This is a genomic window from Streptomyces sp. NPDC053069 (assembly GCF_044546895.1).
Classification (GTDB): domain Bacteria; phylum Actinomycetota; class Actinomycetes; order Streptomycetales; family Streptomycetaceae; genus Streptomyces.
In genome coordinates this window covers 83,327-104,369 of record NZ_JBITZN010000020.1, presented here as the reverse complement: position 1 = coordinate 104,369, position 21,043 = coordinate 83,327, and the positions used below count along the sequence as shown (strand labels likewise).

22 protein-coding genes and 4 pseudogenes are annotated in these 21,043 nt (G+C 67.9%); 9 read left to right on the top strand and 17 right to left on the bottom strand.

The window, feature by feature from the left end; genetic code table 11:
• Window positions 1–20 precede the first annotated feature (20 nt).
• A complete protein-coding gene (locus tag ACIGXP_RS35325; RefSeq protein ID WP_399775440.1) occupies window positions 21–209 on the top strand; it encodes a hypothetical protein in 189 nt (62 codons plus the stop codon).
• A 237-nt stretch (window positions 210–446) separates the two neighbouring features.
• Here ACIGXP_RS35325 and ACIGXP_RS35320 read toward each other — a convergent pair.
• Both ACIGXP_RS35320 and ACIGXP_RS35315 read right to left on the bottom strand, forming a co-directional pair.
• Window positions 447–872, bottom strand: a pseudogene (locus ACIGXP_RS35320) (hypothetical protein); the annotation flags it as partial.
• Between the two features lie 54 nt (window positions 873–926).
• Window positions 927–1,487: a hypothetical protein gene (locus tag ACIGXP_RS35315; protein ID WP_399775438.1), complete on the bottom strand. Its 561-nt coding sequence runs from the start codon at window positions 1,485–1,487 to the stop codon at window positions 927–929.
• Between the two features lie 292 nt (window positions 1,488–1,779).
• Here ACIGXP_RS35315 and ACIGXP_RS35310 point away from each other — a divergent pair, with 292 nt between their 5' ends.
• Complete coding sequence (locus ACIGXP_RS35310; protein ID WP_399775436.1) at window positions 1,780–1,911, top strand: hypothetical protein; 132 nt, start codon at window positions 1,780–1,782, stop codon at window positions 1,909–1,911.
• Between the two features lie 75 nt (window positions 1,912–1,986).
• Here ACIGXP_RS35310 and ACIGXP_RS35305 read toward each other — a convergent pair whose 3' ends face one another.
• The gene (locus tag ACIGXP_RS35305; RefSeq protein ID WP_399775434.1) at window positions 1,987–2,451 is read right to left on the bottom strand and encodes a DUF721 domain-containing protein; all 465 of its coding nucleotides are present in this window, start codon (window positions 2,449–2,451) and stop codon (window positions 1,987–1,989) included.
• A 363-nt stretch (window positions 2,452–2,814) separates the two neighbouring features.
• On the opposite strand from ACIGXP_RS35305, the gene ACIGXP_RS35300 reads away from it, so the two are divergent.
• Window positions 2,815–3,249, top strand: a complete 435-nt coding sequence (locus ACIGXP_RS35300; protein ID WP_399775432.1) for a DUF6003 family protein — start codon at window positions 2,815–2,817, stop codon at window positions 3,247–3,249.
• 75 nt (window positions 3,250–3,324) lie between these two features.
• Here ACIGXP_RS35300 and ACIGXP_RS35295 read toward each other — a convergent pair.
• The 4 genes and pseudogenes from ACIGXP_RS35295 to ACIGXP_RS35280 form a co-directional block, all read right to left on the bottom strand.
• Window positions 3,325–3,533, bottom strand: a pseudogene (locus ACIGXP_RS35295) (transposase); the annotation flags it as partial.
• 144 nt (window positions 3,534–3,677) lie between these two features.
• The gene (locus ACIGXP_RS35290) at window positions 3,678–3,887 is read right to left on the bottom strand and encodes a chaplin (RefSeq protein WP_399775562.1); all 210 of its coding nucleotides are present in this window, start codon (window positions 3,885–3,887) and stop codon (window positions 3,678–3,680) included.
• Window positions 3,888–4,329: 442 nt separating this feature from the next.
• The gene (locus ACIGXP_RS35285; protein ID WP_399775431.1) at window positions 4,330–4,785 is read right to left on the bottom strand and encodes a hypothetical protein; all 456 of its coding nucleotides are present in this window, start codon (window positions 4,783–4,785) and stop codon (window positions 4,330–4,332) included.
• A gap of 14 nt (window positions 4,786–4,799) precedes the next feature.
• Complete coding sequence (locus tag ACIGXP_RS35280; RefSeq protein ID WP_399775429.1) at window positions 4,800–6,440, bottom strand: restriction endonuclease fold toxin-2 domain-containing protein; 1,641 nt, start codon at window positions 6,438–6,440, stop codon at window positions 4,800–4,802.
• 701 nt (window positions 6,441–7,141) lie between these two features.
• Between ACIGXP_RS35280 and ACIGXP_RS35275 the strand changes: the two genes are divergently transcribed.
• The 3 genes from ACIGXP_RS35275 to ACIGXP_RS35265 are packed head-to-tail and all read left to right on the top strand — an operon-like array spanning window position 7,142 to window position 10,586.
• Window positions 7,142–7,612, top strand: a complete 471-nt coding sequence (locus ACIGXP_RS35275; protein ID WP_399775427.1) for a hypothetical protein — start codon at window positions 7,142–7,144, stop codon at window positions 7,610–7,612.
• A 38-nt stretch (window positions 7,613–7,650) separates the two neighbouring features.
• Window positions 7,651–10,389, top strand: a complete 2,739-nt coding sequence (locus ACIGXP_RS35270) for a tetratricopeptide repeat protein (RefSeq protein WP_399775426.1) — start codon at window positions 7,651–7,653, stop codon at window positions 10,387–10,389.
• Window positions 10,386–10,586 (top strand): hypothetical protein, encoded by a 201-nt coding sequence (locus ACIGXP_RS35265; RefSeq protein ID WP_399775424.1) that lies wholly within the window; start codon window positions 10,386–10,388, stop codon window positions 10,584–10,586. Before ACIGXP_RS35270 ends, ACIGXP_RS35265 begins: the two co-directional genes overlap by 4 nt.
• Before the next feature lie 955 nt (window positions 10,587–11,541).
• Here ACIGXP_RS35265 and ACIGXP_RS35260 read toward each other — a convergent pair.
• The 3 genes from ACIGXP_RS35260 to ACIGXP_RS35250 all read right to left on the bottom strand — a co-directional run bounded on the left by ACIGXP_RS35260 (window position 11,542) and on the right by ACIGXP_RS35250 (window position 14,355).
• The gene (locus tag ACIGXP_RS35260) at window positions 11,542–12,237 is read right to left on the bottom strand and encodes a DUF4190 domain-containing protein (protein WP_399775422.1); all 696 of its coding nucleotides are present in this window, start codon (window positions 12,235–12,237) and stop codon (window positions 11,542–11,544) included.
• Between the two features lie 677 nt (window positions 12,238–12,914).
• On the bottom strand, window positions 12,915–13,169 hold the full coding sequence (locus ACIGXP_RS35255) for a hypothetical protein (protein ID WP_399775420.1): 255 nt from the start codon (window positions 13,167–13,169) through the stop codon (window positions 12,915–12,917).
• Window positions 13,170–14,070: 901 nt separating this feature from the next.
• Window positions 14,071–14,355, bottom strand: coding sequence for a hypothetical protein (locus ACIGXP_RS35250; RefSeq protein WP_399775418.1), 285 nt, complete (start codon window positions 14,353–14,355; stop codon window positions 14,071–14,073).
• 98 nt (window positions 14,356–14,453) lie between these two features.
• On the opposite strand from ACIGXP_RS35250, the gene ACIGXP_RS35245 reads away from it, so the two are divergent.
• On the top strand, window positions 14,454–14,990 hold the full coding sequence (locus tag ACIGXP_RS35245; RefSeq protein WP_399775416.1) for a hypothetical protein: 537 nt from the start codon (window positions 14,454–14,456) through the stop codon (window positions 14,988–14,990).
• 207 nt (window positions 14,991–15,197) lie between these two features.
• Here ACIGXP_RS35245 and ACIGXP_RS35240 read toward each other — a convergent pair whose 3' ends face one another.
• Both ACIGXP_RS35240 and ACIGXP_RS35235 read right to left on the bottom strand, forming a co-directional pair.
• Entirely contained in the window at window positions 15,198–15,506 is a 309-nt protein-coding gene (locus tag ACIGXP_RS35240; protein ID WP_399775414.1) for a hypothetical protein, read from the bottom strand.
• Between the two features lie 118 nt (window positions 15,507–15,624).
• Window positions 15,625–16,313, bottom strand: a pseudogene (locus tag ACIGXP_RS35235) (transposase); the annotation flags it as partial.
• Between the two features lie 57 nt (window positions 16,314–16,370).
• Between ACIGXP_RS35235 and ACIGXP_RS35230 the strand changes: the two are divergent.
• Window positions 16,371–16,481: pseudogene (locus ACIGXP_RS35230) on the top strand (IS5/IS1182 family transposase); the annotation flags it as partial.
• A gap of 75 nt (window positions 16,482–16,556) precedes the next feature.
• Here the strand turns inward: ACIGXP_RS35230 and ACIGXP_RS35225 are convergent.
• Complete coding sequence (locus ACIGXP_RS35225) at window positions 16,557–16,781, bottom strand: hypothetical protein (protein ID WP_363215603.1); 225 nt, start codon at window positions 16,779–16,781, stop codon at window positions 16,557–16,559.
• 388 nt (window positions 16,782–17,169) lie between these two features.
• Between ACIGXP_RS35225 and ACIGXP_RS35220 the strand changes: the two genes are divergently transcribed.
• Window positions 17,170–17,370: a hypothetical protein gene (locus tag ACIGXP_RS35220; protein ID WP_363215602.1), complete on the top strand. Its 201-nt coding sequence runs from the start codon at window positions 17,170–17,172 to the stop codon at window positions 17,368–17,370.
• 435 nt (window positions 17,371–17,805) lie between these two features.
• Here the strand turns inward: ACIGXP_RS35220 and ACIGXP_RS35215 are convergent, their stop codons facing one another.
• Genes ACIGXP_RS35215 through ssuE form a run of 4 tightly spaced genes read right to left on the bottom strand, consistent with a single transcriptional unit; the run spans window position 17,806 to window position 21,013 of the window.
• On the bottom strand, window positions 17,806–18,072 hold the full coding sequence (locus tag ACIGXP_RS35215) for a hypothetical protein (protein WP_399775411.1): 267 nt from the start codon (window positions 18,070–18,072) through the stop codon (window positions 17,806–17,808).
• A complete protein-coding gene (locus ACIGXP_RS35210; RefSeq protein WP_399775409.1) occupies window positions 18,069–19,229 on the bottom strand; it encodes an LLM class flavin-dependent oxidoreductase in 1,161 nt (386 codons plus the stop codon). The genes ACIGXP_RS35215 and ACIGXP_RS35210 overlap by 4 nt, the downstream gene beginning before the upstream one ends.
• A gap of 33 nt (window positions 19,230–19,262) precedes the next feature.
• Complete coding sequence (locus ACIGXP_RS35205) at window positions 19,263–20,459, bottom strand: SfnB family sulfur acquisition oxidoreductase (protein ID WP_399775406.1); 1,197 nt, start codon at window positions 20,457–20,459, stop codon at window positions 19,263–19,265.
• Entirely contained in the window at window positions 20,456–21,013 is a 558-nt protein-coding gene (ssuE, locus tag ACIGXP_RS35200; RefSeq protein ID WP_399775404.1) for an NADPH-dependent FMN reductase, read from the bottom strand. The genes ACIGXP_RS35205 and ssuE overlap by 4 nt, the downstream gene beginning before the upstream one ends.
• Window positions 21,014–21,043: the final 30 nt, after the last annotated feature.

The following is a 21,043-nucleotide window of genomic DNA, read 5'->3' as shown; positions in this document are numbered from 1 at the left end:
CCCAGCTCCTCAAGCGGCTGGTGGAGCCGCAACTCGCCGACTCCATCGCGGCCGGCATGACACCCGAGGAGGCCGTCATCACCTACCGGCGGATGTACCTGCTCACCCTCGGCAGCGCCAGCTTCGTCGACCACCGCAACCCGAAAGCCGCCCAGGCCGCCACACGCACAGCGTTGGCCGCCCTCGACCCGGAGGAGTTCCGGTCCTGACCGGGCACCTGGCGGCGGTTTTGCCCGCCACCGTCGACCACGAGGTGTACTACGGCGCACTGCGCCAACTCATCCACGCCGCCGACCCAACACGCGCCGGCGAAGCGGACGCCAGGCGCAAGCCGGGACCGACATCACGAGAGAAGTGACGGGCCCGCCCGATCAACGGGCCCGCACCTACCGCAGTGGCCCCTTCAGCCAGTAGCCCCGGCCGGCATCGTTCCTGCTTGCGGACGGTCAGTTCACGCCCAGCCTGGACAGCGCGGTGGTCCAGTCGGTGACGATGGCTTGCTGCGCCGCCTGAAGGGTCACCTTCCCCGAGCAGACCGCGGTGTGCAGCTTCGCCTCCACCGGGTCCTTCTTGTTGTTGATGCCGCCGCCCGTCTTGTGGCCCGGATCGGCGGCCACCCACAAGTTGCGGGCGTCGTTCGGGTCGCCCCCGAGCTGCAGAGAGATCAGGTGATCGTATTAAGCGTCCCCGAGGCTGCCCGTGTAGCCGTACGAGGCGGCGTTCGCCTGCTTCTCCTTCCGCATGATCGCCTCCGGCGGCCTGATGTTCTTGGTGTATCCGCCCTTCTGGCAGATCGTCGTGGCCAGGTTCGCCTGCGTCACCGCCTGCGAGACTGCACCCGGCGTGCACGCCGGGTCCTCTAGAGGCTCGCCCTTTCCCACCGGTAGGGGGTTGGCCGGTCTGTGAGTAACTGCCTTCGACCCTATTCAGGCATCGGTCTTGTCCTGGAGGGTGGCCTGGGCTGCACGCTGACGACCGACCGCATCGGGTGAAGGCAGTTTAGAGGCAGCCACGGTGCGGGCGCCGTGCAGACCTGGCAGCGCCGAGATCGCCTCGGCCACACCAGCGATCACTGCCTCGCTTACCTCCAAGTCGCCGAAGGCTTCGCGTAGCTCGTCAAGACGCGAGCGGAGTCTAACCGGCTCCAGAACGAGATGTTGTCGGGACGCAGCAAGCGCGGGCACGCTCAGGGTAGCCGCCCCTGCCGTCCCAGTGGCCTCAGAGTGGGGAGGAGGGGAGGTAGAGGTGGCGTGGGAGCGGGCCTCAGCTTGGGAGCGGGCCTCGGCTTCGGCTAAGTACCAAAGGTTGTCGAAGCGGATGGATACCGCATCGACTTGCTCCGGTGTCACGTGCCGGACCTGATCGGCCAGGTAGACGACAACCGCGTCCACTACACCGGCCATCGGTAGTCGCTGGCTTGAGAACGCGTTGTAGATCGTAGTCCGGGAGACCCCAGGTACTCGCTTCTTCCGCAGGTCCTCCGCCATCCGCGATAGCGAAGGGCCCTTGGCCACCAGATGGAGTTCGTGCAGAGCGTCGTTCAGCGCCCTATGCATCCTGTGCGGAATGTCAGGCTTACTCAGACGTCCGGCACGCCCCACTGTCTGCCTCCGTTCGCTCCCGTTCAACGGCGTTCAACGATGTTCTCACGTGAGCTCACCACGGCCAGAGGCTTAGTGACTTCCTGCTGATCTCAGCTCGCCTCAACCGCCCATGTCCTTACCGGGTGTTCCGCCGCTGATGCTGGTCGCTCACCATCAATCAGTTGAGGAGCACACCATGAAGAAGTCGCCTCAGACCCTTCGGCACCTGGCCAGGACTGCCCTCTTCCACGTCGTGCGCGGAGCGGCGTACGCCTGCGGAACCGCAGCGGTTGCCGGGCTCGGCTGGTGGGTCGAGAGGATCTTCTAGGGGGACAGCCAGGTACAACAAGGTCGGTCGAAGCCAACGCAACTGGCTTCGACCGACCTCTTCAGATCTAGGGGTCTACTCCCCCGGGCGCGACGGCCTGGTGCGCGGCGAGCGCTTGGCGGTAGCCCTCGGACGCCAACTCACGGATGTGCACCGGCCGCAACGGCGCGGTCGCAGGTCAGGGGCGACGTCGTCCAGCTCGGGCACGTGCACCGAGCCCGGCGCGAGGATTCGCAGGGCGCGCACTACCGTGCGGCCGGCCGACTCGTTGGCGGCTTCGATGACGCGGGCCTGCTCCAGGGGCAGCTTCGTCGCCCAGGCCGCCGGCTCCGGGCACACGGTGAGCCGTCCGGTGTCGGCGGCGTAGCCGATCGCGGGGACGTGCCCGGCCAGCTGCGGGGCGATGGCCGCCCACCGCTCCCGCAGCGAAGCGCCGGCGGCCGGGAGCTCCCAGGCCCGCTCGGTGATCAGCGCGAGCTCCATCGCGGCCCGCAGCGCGACGCGGGCCAGATCGACGCCGGACAACTCGCCGCCGCTCATGCCTGCCCCCACGGGATGTAGCCGAGGCTCAGGTGCCCGAGGCCGGGCAGGTGCTGCGCCTGGTCCACCAGGCGCCCGGTGAACGGCGCCGGGCCGACGTCTCGCCGTACCGGTCGATGTGGTCGAACACCAGCTGCGGGTCCTTCAGACGACAGCGACCCGGAAAGTTGCGGGCGCTTGCGACACGGCTCGCGGGCAATGACAGGTCGTCCGTGCGAGCCACTTCGCTGACGACCTCACACCTCTCCGGTGTCCGTCAGTACGTCTGATCGGCCGTCAGGGCACGGATGTGCCTGGCTGTGGTGGAGGCGAACGGGGGTAAAGGGAACCCCACGGGTCCATGAACGGGACGAGGAGTGTGCCATGACCCATGACGCGTACCTGATTCTCGTAGACGAAACGACCGAGCCGGCCGACGCACCCGGCGTGCCGCCCTCGGTAGCGGGACCCCTTGCCTGTATGGAGACTCCCGCTGTGCGCGCCTGGCTCGACGCGCACCACGTGTCCGGGACCTCCTCCCTGCTGCGGCTCGTGCCGCCCGAGCACACTGGATCCATTCCGCCGGAGGCGGAGCGGCTTCCGGTTCCCCTGGCCGATGAGGAACTGAGCCGCCTGCGCCATGAAACGGCTCCTAAAGCTCTGGCTGCGGTTGAGGCCGAACTCCTCGCCTACCGCGACTGCGCCCACGGACGCGACGAACTGCTCGCCCGGGCGCTGGCCGCGGGCCTCCAACCTGACCGCGTCGCAGAACTCACCGGCGAGGACATGGCCGTGGTCAGGGCGGCGGCAAGGCGCTGAACCAACGCCTTCCCGCGCGGTGCCGCCATTCAGAACTCCACTCTCACCCCCAGGGCCGTTCCACTTCCGCAAGTGTGGCTGGCGGGGTGGAACAGCCCGGTGCGCAGGGCCCGGTCTGAGCGCATCCGACCACCTGGACCGGCAGGTCTTTGAGCAGGAACGCAAAACGGGGTGCGTCGTATCCGGTCCGCGATGACGAGGACGTCAGGGTCGCCCTCCCGCCACTGCCCGGCGTTGAGCAGCCGGAGGATCAGGTCGCGCAGTTGGTGGGCGGTGACGGTGGCGTTGTGACATCACGTACAGCTTGCCCTGGCAGGAGGTGGCTGAGGGTTCGTCAATGATGGTGGCCGGTCCATCCAAGGACCCATCCGGCGGTGCCTCCATCCGCGCCGGGAACGCCCGCCGTGAGCCGGCTCGGGCGGTCCGTGTCAGTCGATGACGCAGACGTTGCCGCTCGCCGGGTTCAGCAGGCCGACGATGTCGATGGTGTTGCCGCACAAGTCGATCGGAATCTGGGTCGGCACCTGGGTCACATTGCCGGAGACAACGCCGGGTGAGCCCACCGCTGCGCCCTTGGCGGCGGAGTCGGCGAAGGCGGCCCCGGAGCTTCCGAGGATGGCTGCCGCAGCCAGGTGCAGGCGACGACGGTGGAACGGATGACCTGGGTGAGCCAGGGCGGCGGCCCCAGGATCGGGGATCACCGCTGGTGGCAGCATTGCACTGGTTCCAGCCACGCAACAGGCTCGTGAGACCCACCAAGAATCCCGGGATTTGGACGCACCGATCCATGCCGTCACCGCAGGCCATCGAGTTTCGTCGGTGGTCGACACCGAGCCCATGCCCACTTGCGCAGCCGCAGCGGCTCTGCGGCCTCAGAGAGTCACGCTTGGCGCGTGGAGGCAGCCAAGGCCCACCCGCCCTGCGCCCGCATCAGGTGAGGCCGCGGCGGCTGAGCCCGATGGTCCAGTCGGTGACGAGGACCTGCTGGGCCGTAGGCAACCAGCCCGTACTCGTCGTTGATCTGGAACCGGTGGTATTGCACGAGCACGGACCTGCGCCGCCGTCGATGAACTGGCCTGGTTACTCGACCCCGGCAGATACGAGGTGGTTGCGGAAGAAGGCCTCGATCTCGGATGAGTCGCCTGTGGCTGGCAGCGGAGAGGGAGTCTCCATACCGTTCTCCATGGCGGCGCTGGTGTTGAACCACACGACGGCTGGTGAGGGAAGGTAGGAGTCGCGAAGCCACTGCGCGAACAGGGCGGCCTCGTCGGCAGTCGCGTTGCCGGCGGTGACATAGGCGTAGTCGGGTTCCGGCATTGCTGCCCTGCCCGTGATCCAGACGTCGGGTGCGACCTCGACGTCGAAGTCGATCACGTCCAGGCCGCGCAGCGGGTCGACTCGATGCGTCAGGACAGCACCAGGGAATGCGCGCTCCAGCGCTGTGGTGAAGGTGTCTAGGCTGGCTTGCCAGGCGGCTGGGCTGTTCTCGGGCGGGAAGAACGCGAACGTGGTTCTGACGTTGCGTGGCGCTGACACAAGCTTCCTCGATATCAGGGGACGTACCGGGTGGATCCGCTGACGCCGTTCATGGCCATCATCGACTCCCAGTACGCCGCGTTGTCCGTTCCGTTGGTCACGATCTCAAGCCCGCGTATCTCCTTGTTCGCCGGGTTCGCCATGGCGTCCCTGTACCGCTCGAGCTCGCGGCTGTCGTCTCCGTACATCGCGTCGATCATCGGGTCCCACTTCGGATTGCCCTTTACGTCCACCTTCACCGGCTTGGCGAGCGTCTCGTTGACCCTCTCGATGCTGCGGTAACTTCGCCTTGCGCAGTTCGGGTCCTGTACATGTTTCGCCTCAACCAGATAGCCGTCCTCAGGGCGGATTCCATCCACCATCAGCCCGCGCGTGCGCCCGGGCAGGGGGACTTCCCTCTCGGGATAACCCGCGATGCGCAGTTGGTAGGCGTTGTTCGGATTGGTGGCGTCTCCGCCGCCGGCGAAGCCTCCGGTGTTCAGCGAGTTCATCCAGGTCCGGAACTGCTTCGCCTCGGCCGGGGTAAGCAGGCGAGTGGTGCCGGGCTCCGGCGGGATCGGGTCCTGCGCAGTGATGGTCGGGTCGACCGGGTTGATCCCGGTGCCCACGGTCATGATGCCGGGGAATTGACCGGGGTACGAGGCGATCGTGACCGGCACAGGGTTGGTCACCGGTACCGGGAGCAGCGGCGGCCCTCCGGGCCAGCCCGGCGGTTGGTCCGAGCCGTGCGGCAGCTTGACCCGCTTCTGCGATGTGTCGAGTGCGTGGGCGACGTCGCCGAGGCGGTGGATCCACGGGTCGTCCAGCACCAGGTTCAGCAGCCCGCCGTCGTCTCCGTTGCCGCCGAACATCGGTGAGTCCCACGGCATGTCGACGTGGAAGATATTGGCCTTGTCGTCGAGGATCTGCCTCTGAGCGCGCTCGACGTGATCGGCGTACTGGTCACAGGCCTTGGCGAGCTGGTTGCGGGCGGCCACGAGGTTGGCGACCAACGTCTCATCAGGACTGGCCTGCTCCGGCGGAGCAGCAAAGCCGACGAAGTTCTTGAAGTACCACTGGAAGGCGTCCGCGGCCTGCCCCGAATGCGCCTTGTCCGCAGTGTGGGCATACACCTGCGCGTCCTCCAGGAAGCGCAGCATCATCTTCCCGCCGGCCCGCCACGAGGTGGCGACATCGCGCAGCTTCTCCGGTGAGCCACGAAACCGGTCGCTCATTCCTGCCGGGGCGTACTGGTCATACCAGGCCGTGTCACCCACCACCTCGGGCAGCTCCTGCCCCCGGTCGATGAAGCTCTCAGGGCAGTCCGCCCCCGGATTCCCCATACCGGCGGTCAGATCCACCTGCTTGCCCAGGATCGCGGAGGTGACGCTGCTCTCCCGGGCCATGAACTCACGCGCATTACGCATCAGGCCCTTGCCGGTCTCGCCCATCACGTAGGCGCTGAAGCCCATCTTGTCCAGCGTCGTGGCCGCCGCGGGCTTGTACACCTTGGCGAACGCACGGCCCGCGTCGTCGTCTCCGGCCATGCCGTGCTGCCGGTCCAACTCGTGAAAAAGTGCGATCGTGGTGTCCCGGGTGCCGGGCATGACCGTCATCACCATGCCCATCGAGGCCTTGATCATCCCCTCGACGATGACCTTCAGGTCCGGCGGCATCCCCACTCGCATCTCCCCCCCAGCAAAAGCATGACCGTCCACAGTCACTTCGAGGTTTCCGTTCTACCGCGTCGTGATCACCAAAGCCCAGCCACTCCTGCTGCCGCAGCCCAGCCGCGGGCGACGGCCAGGCGCGGATGGTGCGATGCCGGGAGTCGAGGATGGTGCATGATCACTAGCCTGGCCGGCCTGCCCCTCTCGGAGCCTTCAGGAACACGACGGGTCGATGGCGGGCCAACCATCCGCCAGCGGTGGCGTGACCTGGTTTTTACTGCCTCATCGACCACCTCAACGCCCGGCGGTAACCGCATCACGGCGAAGCACTGCCCGTGCCCTGACGCACGCTGATTCGACCCGCCTGTTCGGAGCTCCACGGATAGGCCCGCAAGTGCACGTCCATGCTGTCGGACGAGAGGAAACAGTTCAGCGCCCAACGCTCTGACCTGGGCGCTGAACTCTTGTCTGCGCAGCTGGCATCCAGGATCTGCGCACTGATCTGTTCAGCGCGCAGACACCCGACGGTGCGGCTACTTGGGAGGTTCGTGACCGACACCCCCCGGGCGGTGCCAGCCGCCACGATGCGGTTCGTTGCCGCGCCGCTATGCACCAGATCTGCTACTTGCCGCATTCACGGATGGGCGGCGTCCCGACGCAGATACGGTCGGGGTGGAGTTTCCGGTCGTCTTTGAGGGGGGGTAGTCATGTTTCCTGGCGTCGAGATCGCGGCGGGCTATGTGTTCGCGTGGGCGGTACGCAAGGCGAGGCTGATCGGGGGACGTGCTGATAGCGAGGTCGACCGAGCCCTGGAGGCCGGGATGGACCGCCTCCACAACGTGGTCAGCGGCAAACTCGGGCAGGATCCGGCACTGCGACGAGCTCAGGAGGAGGCCGAGGAAGGCCGGGAGGAGCTGTCGGAGCGTACCCGGCGGCGGCTGGCGGACTCAATCGACGAGGCCGCCGAACGCGACCAGGACTTCGCGGCAGCATTGAAGGCCGCCATCGAGGAAGTGCAGGCCGTCGAACGAGTCGCAGGCATCACGACCGCCTCCGACAACGGCATCATCATCGGCGACAACGCGGAGATGCACGCTGAGGGCGGATCCGTTGTGGGCGTGCGGATCGACGGGCCGGTCACGATCAACCCTCAGCAGCCGGGCGCGGCCAAGGGCTAACCGCACCCGGCACCACGACCGCCCCGGCTGGCGCTGCCGTGCCTGCGGGGGCGACGCCCGTCATCAGTGCCTCCTACAGCAGCATCGCCGCCAAAGAGATCGGCCAGGTCAACCAGTACGCGGCGCCGCGGCCGCCAGCAGAGTGGCCGCATCAGGTCGGCAGCCCGCCCCAGCGCGCCGCCTTCTTCCAGCACCGCGCCGAAATCATCGAGCTCGCGGCGGCGCTGGCTGGCGGCGGCGCGGCTGTCCTAAGCCAGACCGCCACCAGCACCCCTGCAGAGCCGCCGGCAACGGGAGGCGCTGCGGGGGTGGTGGCGGGGCTCGGAGGGGTCGGCAAGAGCCAGCTCGCCGCCCACTACGCCCGCAGCGCGATGGAAAACGGTGAGGTGGACGTGCTGGTGTGGGTCACCGCCGCCACGAGAGCTGCGGTCGTCGACACCTACGCCGACGCTGCTGCCCAACTGATCGGCCCGGTGGCACCCGAGGATCGGGAACAGGCAGCGGAGGCGTTCCTGGCCTGGCTGGAACCCAAGGCTGGCCAGCCGCGCTGTAGGTGGCTGATCGTGCTCGACGACCTCACCAACCCGACAACCATGAAAGGGTTGTGGCCCCCGCCCTCGCGGACCGGCCGGACTCTTGTCACTACCCGCCGTCAGGACCCCGCCCTACTCGCCGGCCGCCATCACATCACCGTCGGCGTCTTCTCCCCCGGCGAGTCCCGCGCCTACCTCACAGGCGTACTCGCGCCCTACGGCCTGGCGCAGCCCGCCAAAGAGCAGGACGCCCTTGCCGCTGATCTCGGGCACCTGCCCCTCGCTCTGGCCCAGGCCGCCGCATACATCGCCGAACTCGCCGACGCCGGCATGACCCCCGCTGCATACCGGAGCCTGCTCGCCGACCGCACCACAGCCCTGCGCGACGCCGCCCCCGACGTCCTGCCTGACGGCCAATCCCTCACCGTCGCCGCAACATGGTCGCTGTCCATCGAACACGCCGACACCCTCCGCCCCGCCGGCCTGGCCCGTCCCATGCTCCACCTCGCCGCCTTCCTCGATCCCAACGGCATCCCCGACACCGCCCTCACCAGCGGCCCCGTCCTCGTCTACCTCGCCCAGCACCGGTCCCCATCCCGACTGGGCGCTGTCACAAACCCGGCTTCTCCTTCAGTGACCGATCAAGAAGCCCGAGCAGCCCTGAGCGCCCTCCGCCGTCTCAGCCTCATCGAGCACACACCGAACGCCCCAGCGACCGCCGTCCGCATCCACCAACTCGTCCAACGAGCCGTGCGCGACACCCTCGACCCCGACCAGCAGCAGCAACTGAGCAGCACCGCCGCCAATGCCCTCCTCGCCGCCTGGCCCGACATCGAAAGCGACCTCGCCCTCGCCGCCGCCCTGCGCGCCAACACCACCGCCCTGGCCGACACCGCTGGCGACGCACTGTACCGATCCGACGCGCACGGCGTGCTGCACCGGGCCGGGCACAGCCTCGGCGAGACCGGCCAGGTCACAGCCGCCCGCGACCACTTCCACCACCTCACCACCACCACAACCCGGCACCTCGGCCCAGACCACCCCAACACCCTCGCCACCCGGTGCAACCTTGCCTCCTGGCGGGGATGGGCGGGAGATGTCGCGGGCGCAGCCACCGCCACCGCCGAGTTGTTGGAGGACTACCTGAGGGTGCTGGGCCCGGACCACCCCGGCACGCTCGCCACCCGGCACAACCTCGCCCGGTGGCGAGGGGAGGCGGGTGATGCTGAAGGCGCGGCCACCGCCTTTGCTGAATTGCTGGAGGACCACCTGCGGGTGCTCGGCCCGGACCACCCCGAGACCCTCAAAACCCGGCACAACCTCGCCTTCTGGTGGGGGTGGGCGGGTGATGCTGAAGGCGCGGTCACCGCCTTTGCTGAATTGCTGGAGGACCACCTGCGGGTGCTCGGCCCGGACCACCCCGAAACCCTCAAAACCCTGCACAACCTCGCCTCCTGGCGCGGGGAAGCAGGGCATGTCGCGGGCGCGGCCACTGCCCTCGCCGAATTGCTGGACAGCCGACTGCGCGTGCTGGGACCGGACCACCCCCACACCCTCGCCACCCGGAACAACCTTGCCTCCTTGCGTAGGGAGGCGGGAGATGCTGCGGGCGCGGCCACCGCCTTCGCTGAACTGTTGGAGGACAACCTGCGGGTGCTCGGCCCGGACCACCCCGACACCCTCACCACCCGGAACAACCTCGCCGCGTGCCGAGGGAAAGCAGGTGATGCTGAAGGTGCGGCTACCGCCACCGCCGAACTGCTGGACGACTACCTGAGGGTGCTGGGCCCGGACCACCCACACACCCTCACCACCCGGCACAACCTTGCCTACTGGCTGAGGGAGGCGGGAGATGCTGAAGGCGCGGCCACCGCCTTCGCCGAATTGTTGGACCACCGGCTGCGGGTGCTGGGGCCGGACCACCCTGGCACCCTCGCCACCCGGCACAACCTCGCCCGGCAGCGGGGCGAGGCGGGTGATGCTGAAGGTGCGGCCACTGCCACCGCCGAACTGCTGGACGACTACCTGAGGGTGCTGGGCCCGGACCACCCACACACCCTCGCCACCCGGAACAACCTTGCCTACTGGCTGGGGGAGGCGGGAGATGCTGAGGGTGCGGCCACCGCCTTTGCCGAATTAGTGGAGGACTACGTGAGGGTGCTGGGACCGGACCACCTTGGCACCCTCACCGCCCTCGACAACCTAGCCTTCTGGCGGGAAGCGGCCACACCCCGTCCCGCTTGAGACAGGGCGAACAGGCCCTGCTCGAGGTCGGCATCATCCACTCCCGCGCCGCCACCGCCGTCATCGACGCCTCCCGGCCCAACTCCACACCGGACAGGTCCAGCACGGTCCCCGCGCAGCGGTCCAACTGCATCTGCCGGAGCTCCGCGGCCCGCAACCCCGTCGCGTCCCACGACCCGTCGAGACTGGGCGGGTGAGCGTGACGCCGAAGAACAGCGGGCGCGTGGACGAAGCCCACTGCCGGCACTCCAGCCCCAGCGCACGAGCTGGCACACCCGGCGGCACCCGGCAGCGACGCGGGCCACCCAGGAGGCGAACGCCTCACCTCGCACCGGGCAGGGCACCGCCGGCAGGCGACGGACACGAGACACTGCGATGAGCCGCCGGCCGGACGCTCGAGGCAGTGGTGGCACGACTCGGCCATGGACCGGCGGCCTCACACTCCGCCCAGGCAAGCAGGCAGGGCTCTCCGGATGGGCAGACAACGAGCGTCGCCGCGGAACAGAAGCGGGGCTCCCGTCCCAGGATCGAGACTCAGGTGAGGGGTGCATGCGCGCGAAGATGCCAGCCACCACGCCGCCGAACGGCTACCCAGGTCCGCGAAGTCCTCCGATCGACTGCACCGGCGACAACATCCGTCCGAGCGTTCGTGCAACCACTCGACACACCACCTCCGATGGGACGGTTTCCGCCATGCGGCGCTACAGATGCCTGCGCAACTGAACCTTTGACCGCACGGGGCGCTCCACAGCCAGGAGGCGGGCACCGTGCCACCGGCTGGGACTCCTACCTCCTTGCTGACCCCGAAAATCCGGCGTGAGTTTTCCCTGGGGGCAAAGGATGCGAGCCGAAGCGCCAGGGCGAGGGTCGTGGTCCAGAACCATCCGGGACCGTCTCTGGGTAGTCGCGGGGTCAACGACGACCAACGCTGACAACCGCCGCCGGCTAAGTCACAGGTCGCAGCGTTGATCAATTGCGTGACCGCAGGCCCGGCCCCCAGCCGGCCTGCGCTCATGGCTCCGCCCCGCTCCAGCCCGGCCGGCGCCCGTGCCGCGCTGCGACTCCATGGTCTCCGTGATGCAGCGAGCCCCGCCGCTGCGGGGTGCGCGGCGAGGCCTGCAGATGGTGGTCGGCGTCGCGCGACGTCAGCGGTCAGAAGTCAGTTCGGGACGCTTTGATGGTCTTGCACTCGAGCTTCTTGGCGTCCTTGATCTCGTCCGCGGTCACCAGCGCACCAGCGTTCTTGTCGGTGAACTTCTGGCCCGGGGCGAGGTTCTCGGCGGTGGACATGAAGTCGTCGATCTTCTTGCCGTCGGCCAGGACCTCGCCCTCAACGAAGTACGAGTATCGGCGGTCGCCGTTGTTGGCGTAGTCGACGTGGATGGCCATCTCCTTGATGCCGAAGTCGCCGGTGACCACGTCGCACTTAGTGACCTTGAAGTCCTTCATGACCTCGGACTTCTTGGCGCCGCCGGTCTTGGACTTGCCGTCGCCCACGGTGGTGGAGTCGTACGACTTGTCCAGTTCCTTACTGGCCTTGTCGACGGCGGAGAAGAACAGGGCGTTCATGGCGAAGAACATGATGATCGCTACGGCCGACGTGACGAGGCCGGTGATGCCGGCGCCCTTCCCCTTGCGGACCTTGCCCGCCTTGGAGAGGCCGATGGCGCCGAAGATGATGCCAAGGATCGCGAGCGGCCAGACGACAACGTTGAGGACGGGGATGAAGCTGACTACGACGGCGATGATGCCGAGGACGAGTGCGGTGGTGGCCAGGCCGTTGCTGCCGGGCTGCCGGGGCTCGCCGTAGCCGGGCTGCTGGGGCTGGGGCGGGTACTGCTGGCTCATGGTGCTCCCCACGGGTTTCTGCTGTGTTTGCGCGTGGGTGACCGGTGAAGGACCTGTGTGGTTGCCTCGCAGACACCTAAAGTGATTAGTTCGTTATTGAACTTTCCTCATAGGCGAAAAATTTGGTGTGCAGCACGCGGCTGTGGTGTTCTGGGAGGTCATCGGCGGTGACGGCGGGATCGGGCAGCCCCCCATGGTCGCAGCACGCCGATGGCGCATGAAGCCGAGGTACCGCAGCGCTACAGGCCGGCTACACCGGCCAGGCCGCCGACGAGACCCCGGCCGCGGCCGGATGCGTCTGCGTCCAACGACGTAGGCAGGTTGAAACCTCCAGAGGTCCTTGGGACCTTGACTGGCAGGGACCTCACGGATTGGCATATGTTTCGCCGTCGAGGACGGCCGCCCCGAGGCGGCCGAACAGGCCACAGACGTTCGTGCGCGCGCCGCCCAGCTCCGGGACGTCAGCATCGAGGATCTGGACCTGGCCGGGCCGCCGATGCCCGGTGAAGACAATGGCGCCCGGCCCAGGACATGGCACCGGGAGAAGCGCGTGAGGACTTGGGGCTGGAGACGGTGTATGGGGACGCTGGCACCCGCCCGGCTGAGCAAGAGCCGCACCCGCGGGCCGGTGTTCGGCACCCACTGACGCCCCGGCGCCAGGGGCCGGCCGACGGGTTCTACGCCTTGGTGCTCGTGGTCTGCGTGATGGCGAAGGTAAGGAACTCCGCGGGTCGGACCGGGGCGATACCGATGTCGATGACCACCTTGTCCGCTCCGTCGGTGTTGTTCGTCTCATCGCAGACTACGAAGAACGCCTCATCCGGTGTGCGCCCCTGAAGAGCGCCCGCGCGCCACTGGTTTTGAGGAAAGAGGCGACAGCCGATCGGAGCTCGGCCCGGAGCCGCTCGTCGTTCGGCTCGGATGCGGTCCATGTGGTACTGGTCTGGATCGATTCCATCAGGAAGCTGGTCAGGCGCCGTGAGTGGAGGTACCTCCACTCACGGCTGCTGGAGAGCGTGCGGGCGCCCCACACGAGACTGCCGCGGCCCGAGTAGGAGCGCAGGCAGTTGACGCCGACATCGTTGGTAGCCGCCGTTGTCCTCGCAGAGGTTGCGCAGATAATGACCCCCGACTTGTCCCAGGCTGGATCGGCTGTGACTGGTATGTCGCGGACGCCATATCCGGGGTACTTTTTAACTTCGGGTTGTTGCATCGCTCCCGCATGTTGGTCCAGACGCCGTGAAGGCGACTGCGCGATTTCCCGTGAAAGCGGTATCTGTCATAGACCTGGACCTGGCCGTTCCATACTCTCTCGACATGGATTCGGGCTTCCGGGTCGCCGTCGACGCTCGCGTAGCAGTAGCCGCAAGCCGATGCCTCCAACTCCTTTAGCCTGTCCTCCCGGATGTCCATGTTCCTCTTGTAGGCTGTGCAACGCATTGGAACGAAGTACCGATTGCGTTTTGTCGATTTCCCACTGCGACCCGTCGCGATTTTCGCGAATGACGGGCCGGTCACCTCGTGGACACCGATCCTGGTGCCGACCGGCAGGCCCTGCCGCTTCCTCGCAGGCAATGCAACTCCCTCTACTGATGGTGGACTTGACCACTCAATGGTGCTGGTCTCGCCATCTTGCCGTGGGGTACTGACAATGGCCGGAAGGACAGCCCCCTCGGGATCATTCGGAGCGTGGCGGGCCGATGGTGACGACGGCCCCGGTCTGCGTGTCCAGCTGCTGGCGGAGGGCTGCGTTGTCGTGATGGAGGGCGGCGATGACCGTGGCGGAGGCATCGAGTCGGCCTTGGAGCCGGGTCCGCTCTCGTTTGAGGGCTCTCACCTCGACACGCAGTTCCTCGAGTTCATCATCACGTCTGGCTTCGCCTGGGGTGCGGGCGTCGGTGGCAGCCGTGCGCCGGTCCCATTCGGCGAGATGCGGTGGACCCGGTTCATCGTGGCCCGGCTGACGCCGGCATCGCGGTAGAGGTTCTCCTTGACCAGCCGCCCATCGGTGCAGGTGGGGCGCCCTGCGAAGAGTCGTTCCATCGCGGCTCGCAGAGCCTTGACGGTATCGGCAGAGACCTGGTCCGTGATTGTCTCGGTGGTGGTGGGCTGTGTCATTTCTGTGCCCTTCGAATCACTGAGACCGCGTTTGAGATCTCGGTGGGGACGGCGCGGGCATGCCGAAAACCGGTTGACCTGTGGCGCATGATGAGATCGTGATCTCCAAGGAACGCGCCGTTGAGCTCATCAAGTCCTTCCTGGCCAGAGAGCTGCCGACGCAGCGGTGGAGGGGGGCTGCCCCCACGCCGGACATCTACCACGTGGAGGAACGCGCGGTTGGCTGGCTCGTCTTCTGGCGCTCGGCGGAGCAGGCCCGGGCCCGTAACATGCGCGGCAGCTTCGTCGGCGGCCACTACCTGGTGGACCGGCACGATGGGAGCATCCACTACGTGCCCGCCGTCTGGTGGGAGGACGAGGGCTGGGAGGAGCAGTACCTCCTGCAGACCAAGGGCATCAGACCGCCTGATCCACTGGCCTCCACTGTTCGCGCGCTCGTCCACTCCGCAGGCGTCGTGGCGGCGATGAGCCACCTGCGCAAGCAGGCCCCGCGAGTGAACCTGCAGGAAGCAAAGGCCTACGTCACGACCGTGCAGGACGGCGCCGAACCACCGGAAGAGCTGGCAAGCCTTACCTGGAAGGAACCGAAATGGCCGCCTTTGCCGATCGAAACGCTGGCTGGTCCGGTCCAGTAGAGGTCTGGCCGAGGAACCGAGGTCCAGGTCGCTTTGCTGGCCCACGGCGGGTGAGTCGACGGACCATGATGCCGATCACCGTCCAGCGAACTCTGGGCGGTGCTGGCGGTGCTGGCCTGTGCTGAACTGAATCCTCTTCCTCCGACTTACGCGGAGAAAGACACCTCATGCGGCTACCGGGTCAAGTTGACCTTGTCCTGCGTGGGGTCAGCCAGTCGCGAATGCGGACAGCAGCGTGTCTGCCCGGACCTCCAGTTCGGGCGTCAGAGGTCCGTTAACGATCACAGAGACCTCATCGCCACCGACCGAGCGGGCAAGCCGAACCTCGACCTCTTGCTTCTTGCCGACCAAAATGTATGAGTACCAGCCGTCGGCCTGATCGTCGTCGGTCGCCTCAACCGCCAGGGCCACCGTCTCCCAGTCGGTGGCATCGAAGCCGTAACCCACGTAGCGCGACAGCAACTCCAGGAAGGACCGTAGGTTGCGCTCCCAGATCCATCCACCGACTTCTGCCATGACTCCCCTTCCGCGCTCAGGAGGACAGCCTGTCAGAGCCGAGTCCTGAGTGATCAGCCAGCTGCGGCAGGAGGCGGAAATGCGATGGATGCGTCGAAGAGCACACGGTTCTGCCCACGGCCTTGCAGGCGGCATTGAGCAGGGTCAGCAGGGCCTTGGCCTGGATGCCCATGGCTTCCTCGGCCGCGGCCGGCTGGCGGGCGGCTGCCGGAACAGCGTGTAAAGCCGTTCGGCGTCCTCGGTGATACCGCGCTTGCGGCCCGCATTGGTCCGCATCAGCCGGAGCTTCCATGTCGGCAGCTGGGCGGCCAGAGTCGGGGTGGGAGCCGCTCCGAGAACCTTCCTGGCATCGGATCGGATCAGTCCGCCGGCCTTGTCCCGCCAGGCTTCCAGTGCTGCGGGGTAGTACTCGCGCAGTAGCGAGCGGAGCTGGTTGGCGATCTGCTGCCGGTTCCAGACGGCGTCCTGGTGGGCGCGGGCGAGGACGGCGATGGCTTGGGCCAGGTCGCTGTCCGCGGGTAGGGGCCGGTGCATGTGCATGTCGGTGCGAATGATGTTCGCCAGTACGAGCGCGTCACCGTGGTCGGACTTCTTGCGGCTCACGCCGTGGCGGTCGCGGTAACGGGAGGGTGCCATCGGGTTCACCGCGAACACCTGCCGGGTGCCCGTCCGCAGGGTGGCGACCAGCAGGCCTCGGCTGGTCTCGATCGCGATCGGGGTCGGCGTCTCGGCGGTGTCACCGTGCTCGGCCAGGAGGTCGAGTAGGAGCTGGTAGCCGTCCAGGTCGTCGTCGATGCGGCACTTGGCAGCCGACCCCTGCCCGGGAACCGCAACGACTGCAAGTCGTCATGCCCCACCAACGCCGCAAAGGCGAAGACCTGGAAGACCCTCCGCGACTGCCGACTCAAAGGCGACAGAGTCCACCACACCATGCTCGGCATCGCCCGCATGCACAACCTCACGCCTGCCGGATAACCCCACCGCGCAGTGCATCGAGGGCAGGGTGGTGGGCAGGTCCTGCCTTACTCGAATGACATCGCACATCAACGGTCAATGAAGCTGGCATTCCCACGGCTCGATGTCCGGCTCCCCCGGGGGCAGTTCCCCGGTGCAGTATCTGTAGAGCCAGGCTGCAGCCCGGCGCTCCGCGTGCTTCTCGTTGACCGGTTCTCCCTGCTCATCCAGTTCGAGGACGTTGGCGAAGATCGCGACACAGATCTCCATTTGGGAGGGCGACTCACGCAACTCCTGCCAGTAGTCGATCCCTTCCAGCATCGGGTGGCCTACCGACCCCCGGGCGAGCCATCCAGCGAAGCGTCGGAGGGCTCCGGACGCACCATGACTGAGATGCGAAGGCATGCGAAGAATCTAGCCCCAGCCTTCCGAGGCTGATCGTCGACCTCCCGTCGCAGGAGGCGGCGAACCCTCAGAGGGTGGTGCCGATGGTTACGGGACACCCCTTGGCGCAGGGCGGCCGCTGGTAGCGCGTTTGCGGTATCGCTGTCAGCGTGCGTGAGTCGCCAAGTGGTGCGACGGTTGAAGTAGGACTAGTGCCTGGACGGATTGTCTCGGTTAGGGCTCTAGTCAGCTTGATCTTCACCCATGTGGGTGGCTCTTCACGTTGCGCCATTTGGGTGACAGTGCTGTATGAAAGGGGAACCAAATGCGTATTCGTCGAATCCTCGCCGCCGTCTTCGCCACGGCAGCCCTCGCCGGACTCGGCCTCGCAGGCGCCGCCACCGCCACCGCACAGGGTGCCCACTCCTACGTCACCCCTGGTGAGTGCAAGGCGGGCGGCGGAATGGCCGATCTGTCGGACAACACCTGTAAGGGCGGTACGCACGACGGGGAGCGGATCGACTGAACCCCACAAGGCGCCCCGCAGCCACGCGCCGCGGGGCGTCCCCGCGCAACGGTGGCTGACGCGGGGGCCGCCGGCGTCTTCGAGTCAGATCCTGCGTGACTGCCGTGTGAAGGGCGACGGCGTCCACCACGCCGTACTCGGCATCGGCCGATGCCGATGGCCGATGAGGAGCACGTCTGAGATCACTTTCGGGACAGCCCTTGGGTGAGTCGGTGACCGAACTGCATCCACTGCCGCCTCCACCACGCAAGGTGCCTGTACAGAGACGCAAGAGCGCCTCAGCCCGACAGGCCAGCCCCGGCGAGGCGGCGTGGGAGTGCGGCGGTGCGCCGTGACGCGTCGGCTTCATCATTCTCACTCGCCTCTTCGACCGCCGTCGCGCTTTCCTAGTAATTTCGATAGGAAAACTAGGAAAGCTGGTGTGTTCCGGCTGTTTCAGTCCCGGATGGCGAGTTCACGATGGCGGGCGGCCTGGTGGTCGTCCCTGATCCGGGAGCTGCCGGCCGCGCCGTGGAGGCGTTCGCGAAGCGTGGTGCCGCCGGACGGGGCCGCGATCCTGCCGCGGCTGCCCAGTTCCGGGACGACGAGGTCGACGAAGTCGGCGAAGGAGCCAGGGGTGGTGACGTAGGCGAGGTCGAAGCCGTCGAACCTCGGCGCCTCCGTGGGAGCGGGGCCGGTGTCGTCGGCGAACACATGGGTCATCGCGCGCTCCCGGCACCGGCGAAGGGGACCTGGGCGGTGGGGGCCACCTGCTGCCCGTACGGGTGCCGCCACAGACCCTGCGCCTGAAGCTTCGGCAGCACGCCCTCGCCCAACCAGTACGCCTCCTCCAGATGCGGATACCCGGAGAAGATGAACTCCTCGATCCCCAATGCGGCGTACTCCTTGATCCGCTCGGCAACCTCGGTGTGGCTGCCGACCAGGGCGGTCCCCGCCCCACCCCGCACCAGACCGATGCCCGCCCACAGGTTGGGATGGATCTCCAGCCCGTCCCGGCTCCCACCCCCGTGCAGGGCCAGCATCCGCTGCTGTCCCTCCGACTCGCTGCGGGCAAGCCCGGCCTGCACCTGCCGCACGGTCTCCGCATCGAAGCCCGCCAGCAGCCGCTCCGCCTCGGCCCAGGCCTGCTCGGAGGTGTCGCGGGTGATGACGTGCAACCGGATTCCGAAGCGGACGCTGCGACCCTCCTTCGCGGCCAGCGCCCTGATCCAGGCGATCTTCTGCGCAACGGCGGCGGGCGGCTCACCCCAGGTGAGGTAGACGTCGACATGCCTGGCGGCAACTTCTCCGGCGATCGGCGAGGAGCCCCCGAAGTACACCTCGGGCACCGGGTCGGGCACCCGGGCGAGCCTGGCGTCCTCGACCTGGAGGTGCTCGCCGGCGAAGTCGACGGTCTTCCCCTCCCACAACCCCCGGACGATTTGCAGGAATTCGCCGGTGCGGCGGTACCGCGCGTCCTTGTCGAGGAAGTCCCCGTAGGCCCGCTGCTCGTGGCTTTCGCCGCCGGTGACGACGTTGAGCAGGAGCCGTCCGCCGGTCTGCCGCTGGAAGGTGGAGGCCATCTGCGCGGCGAGCGTGGGCGAGACGAAGCCGGGGCGGAAGGCGACGAGGAACTTCAGGCGCTCGGTGTTCTGGCTGACCATGGCGGTAGTCAGCCACGCGTCCTCGCACCACGCGCCGGTCGGGGTGAGCGCCCCGGTGAAGCCGAGGTCCTCGGCGGCTCGGGCGACCTGGCTCAGGTAGGCGACCGTCGGCGGCCGGTCGCGCCCGGACTCCGTGGCGGGAGTGCCGTGGCCGCCGCCGACGACGTGGCGGCTGTCGCCGTTGGTGGGCAGGAACCAGTGGAAGGTGAGGGACACGTGGGGGCTCCGATCGGTGTTCGTCAGCGTTCGTCAGAGGAGGCCGTGCCGGGGCGGCTTGGTGCCGTTGAGCACGTAACGGCCGATGTGCTGGACCTTCCAGCGGGCCGGGTCGTGCAGGGTGTGGGTACGCGCGTCGCGCCAATGGCGGTGCAGGCCCAGGGAGTCGAGGGCCGAGCGGGTGCCGGAGACCTCGAAGAGGGCGCTTGCGACCTCCACGGCGGCCTCGGCCGCCGTCACTTTTGCGGTGGCCACCGCGATCGAGGCCTCGGCGGCCGAGTCGTCGGTCAGGTCGGCGCGGGCGTCGTCAACCGCGCGGGCGGCCTCGCGAAGCAACGCTTCGGCAGCCCTTTCTCTGATCGCCAGTTCACCGAACCGCTGGATCAGCAGCGGGTCCTCCGCGGCGGTCGCGTGCCCCTCGGCGGCGCTCTCGAACCAGGGGCGGCTCTTCGTACGGACGAACTCCACCGCCTCGCCCAGCGCCCCAGAGGCGATGCCGGCGTCGATGGCCGCGTGCAGCAACTGAGCCACCGCACCGTGTAGTTGGGGGCCTTGGAAGGTGAGGTGGTGCGGCACGACCCGGTCGGCGGGCACGGGCACCGATTCCAGGCGGACGGTTCCGCTGGCGGTGGTGCGCTGTCCCATGCCGTCCCAGTCGTCCACGACCGTGACGCCGGGCGCGTCGCGCGGGACGTACGCCACGTGCAGGGTGTCGTCCTCGGTACGGGCGAGGACGGGGATCCAGTGGGCGAACAGCGCGCCGGTGGAGTAGTGCTTGACGCCGTCGAGGACGTACGACCCGCCCGGGAGCCGGGCGAGGCGGGTGCGGATGTCCTGGACGTGCTGGGTGCCCGCCTCGGACTGGGCGTTGCCGAACCGCTTGCCGGCCAGTACCTCGCCGAAGAAGAACTCCTGCTGCTCGTCCGTCCCGTGCCGGCGCAGCACGTTGACGTACACGAAGTGGCTCTGCGGGATCTGGGCCAGGCTGGCATCGGCGGCGGCCAGCAGTCGGAAGGTCTCGGCGAGCGTGTCCGCACGGACGTCCGCGCCACCGAACCGGGCGGGCACGGTCACGGCGAGCAGCCCGGAGGCGGACAGCCGCTCCAGCTCCGTGTGCGGGAGCCTGCGCCGGGCGTCCCGCTCGGCGGCGCCCTTGCGGAAGTCCGCGGCCAGCTCCGCGGCCACGGCAAGGGCCTCGGCGTCGTCCGCGATGACGTGCGCGGCGCTCATCCGGCGGCCGCCAGCAGTGTCGTCCGCCCGCCCAGCGCGGCCGAGAACTGGTCCGTGACCTGCGCCAGAGCCTCGGCCGATCCCGGCGCGACGGTCAGCGTGCCGTCCTCGCCCACCGTGATGTCCTTGTCGAGCGTGAACCAGCCCGGCGTAATGTGCGCGGGGCCCATGGAGGCCAGCACCGGGCGCAGGGCGTAGTCGATGGCCAGGACGTGGGCGGTGGTGCCGCCGGTGGCCAGCGGGAGGACCGTCTTGCCCACCAGGGCGTACTGCGGGAGCAGGTCGAGCAGGGACTTCAGCAGTCCGGAGTAGGCGGCCTTGTAGACAGGGGTACCGATCACCACCCCGTCCGCCTGCTCGAACAGGGTGGTGGCCCGGACGATCGCCGGGTGAGCGAAGTCGGCCCCGAGCAGCGCCTCGGCGGGCAGGGTACGAACGTCCAGCGCAATCACCTCGTGCCCCTGCGCGATGAGCCGCTCGTCCAGGTGGCGCAGCAGCCGAGCGGTGCGGGAGGTGGCGGAGGGGCTTCCGGAGACGGACAGGACAGTGGCCATGGGAGGACCTTTCGGTTCGTCGTTTCGTGT

Bases quoted from the DNA above. Each gene is read 5' to 3' on its own strand.
- ACIGXP_RS35280 (WP_399775429.1), bottom strand. From the start codon at position 6,440: ATGCCGCCGGACCTGAAGGTCATCGTCGAGGGGATGATCAAGGCCTCG.
- ACIGXP_RS35300 (WP_399775432.1), top strand. From the start codon at position 2,815: ATGACCCATGACGCGTACCTGATTCTCGTAGACGAAACGACCGAGCCG.
- ACIGXP_RS35260 (WP_399775422.1), bottom strand. From the start codon at position 12,237: ATGAGCCAGCAGTACCCGCCCCAGCCCCAGCAGCCCGGCTACGGCGAG.
- ACIGXP_RS35305 (WP_399775434.1), bottom strand. From the start codon at position 2,451: ATGAGCGGCGGCGAGTTGTCCGGCGTCGATCTGGCCCGCGTCGCGCTG.
- ACIGXP_RS35240 (WP_399775414.1), bottom strand. From the start codon at position 15,506: ATGGCAGAAGTCGGTGGATGGATCTGGGAGCGCAACCTACGGTCCTTC.
- ACIGXP_RS35315 (WP_399775438.1), bottom strand. From the start codon at position 1,487: ATGGCGGAGGACCTGCGGAAGAAGCGAGTACCTGGGGTCTCCCGGACT.
- ACIGXP_RS35225 (WP_363215603.1), bottom strand. From the start codon at position 16,781: ATGCTGGAAGGGATCGACTACTGGCAGGAGTTGCGTGAGTCGCCCTCC.
- ACIGXP_RS35205 (WP_399775406.1), bottom strand. From the start codon at position 20,459: ATGAGCGCCGCGCACGTCATCGCGGACGACGCCGAGGCCCTTGCCGTG.
- ACIGXP_RS35275 (WP_399775427.1), top strand. From the start codon at position 7,142: ATGTTTCCTGGCGTCGAGATCGCGGCGGGCTATGTGTTCGCGTGGGCG.
- ACIGXP_RS35220 (WP_363215602.1), top strand. From the start codon at position 17,170: ATGCGTATTCGTCGAATCCTCGCCGCCGTCTTCGCCACGGCAGCCCTC.
- ACIGXP_RS35215 (WP_399775411.1), bottom strand. From the start codon at position 18,072: ATGACCCATGTGTTCGCCGACGACACCGGCCCCGCTCCCACGGAGGCG.
- ACIGXP_RS35255 (WP_399775420.1), bottom strand. From the start codon at position 13,169: ATGGACCGCATCCGAGCCGAACGACGAGCGGCTCCGGGCCGAGCTCCG.
- ssuE (WP_399775404.1), bottom strand. From the start codon at position 21,013: ATGGCCACTGTCCTGTCCGTCTCCGGAAGCCCCTCCGCCACCTCCCGC.
- ACIGXP_RS35250 (WP_399775418.1), bottom strand. From the start codon at position 14,355: ATGACACAGCCCACCACCACCGAGACAATCACGGACCAGGTCTCTGCC.
- ACIGXP_RS35310 (WP_399775436.1), top strand. From the start codon at position 1,780: ATGAAGAAGTCGCCTCAGACCCTTCGGCACCTGGCCAGGACTGCCCTC.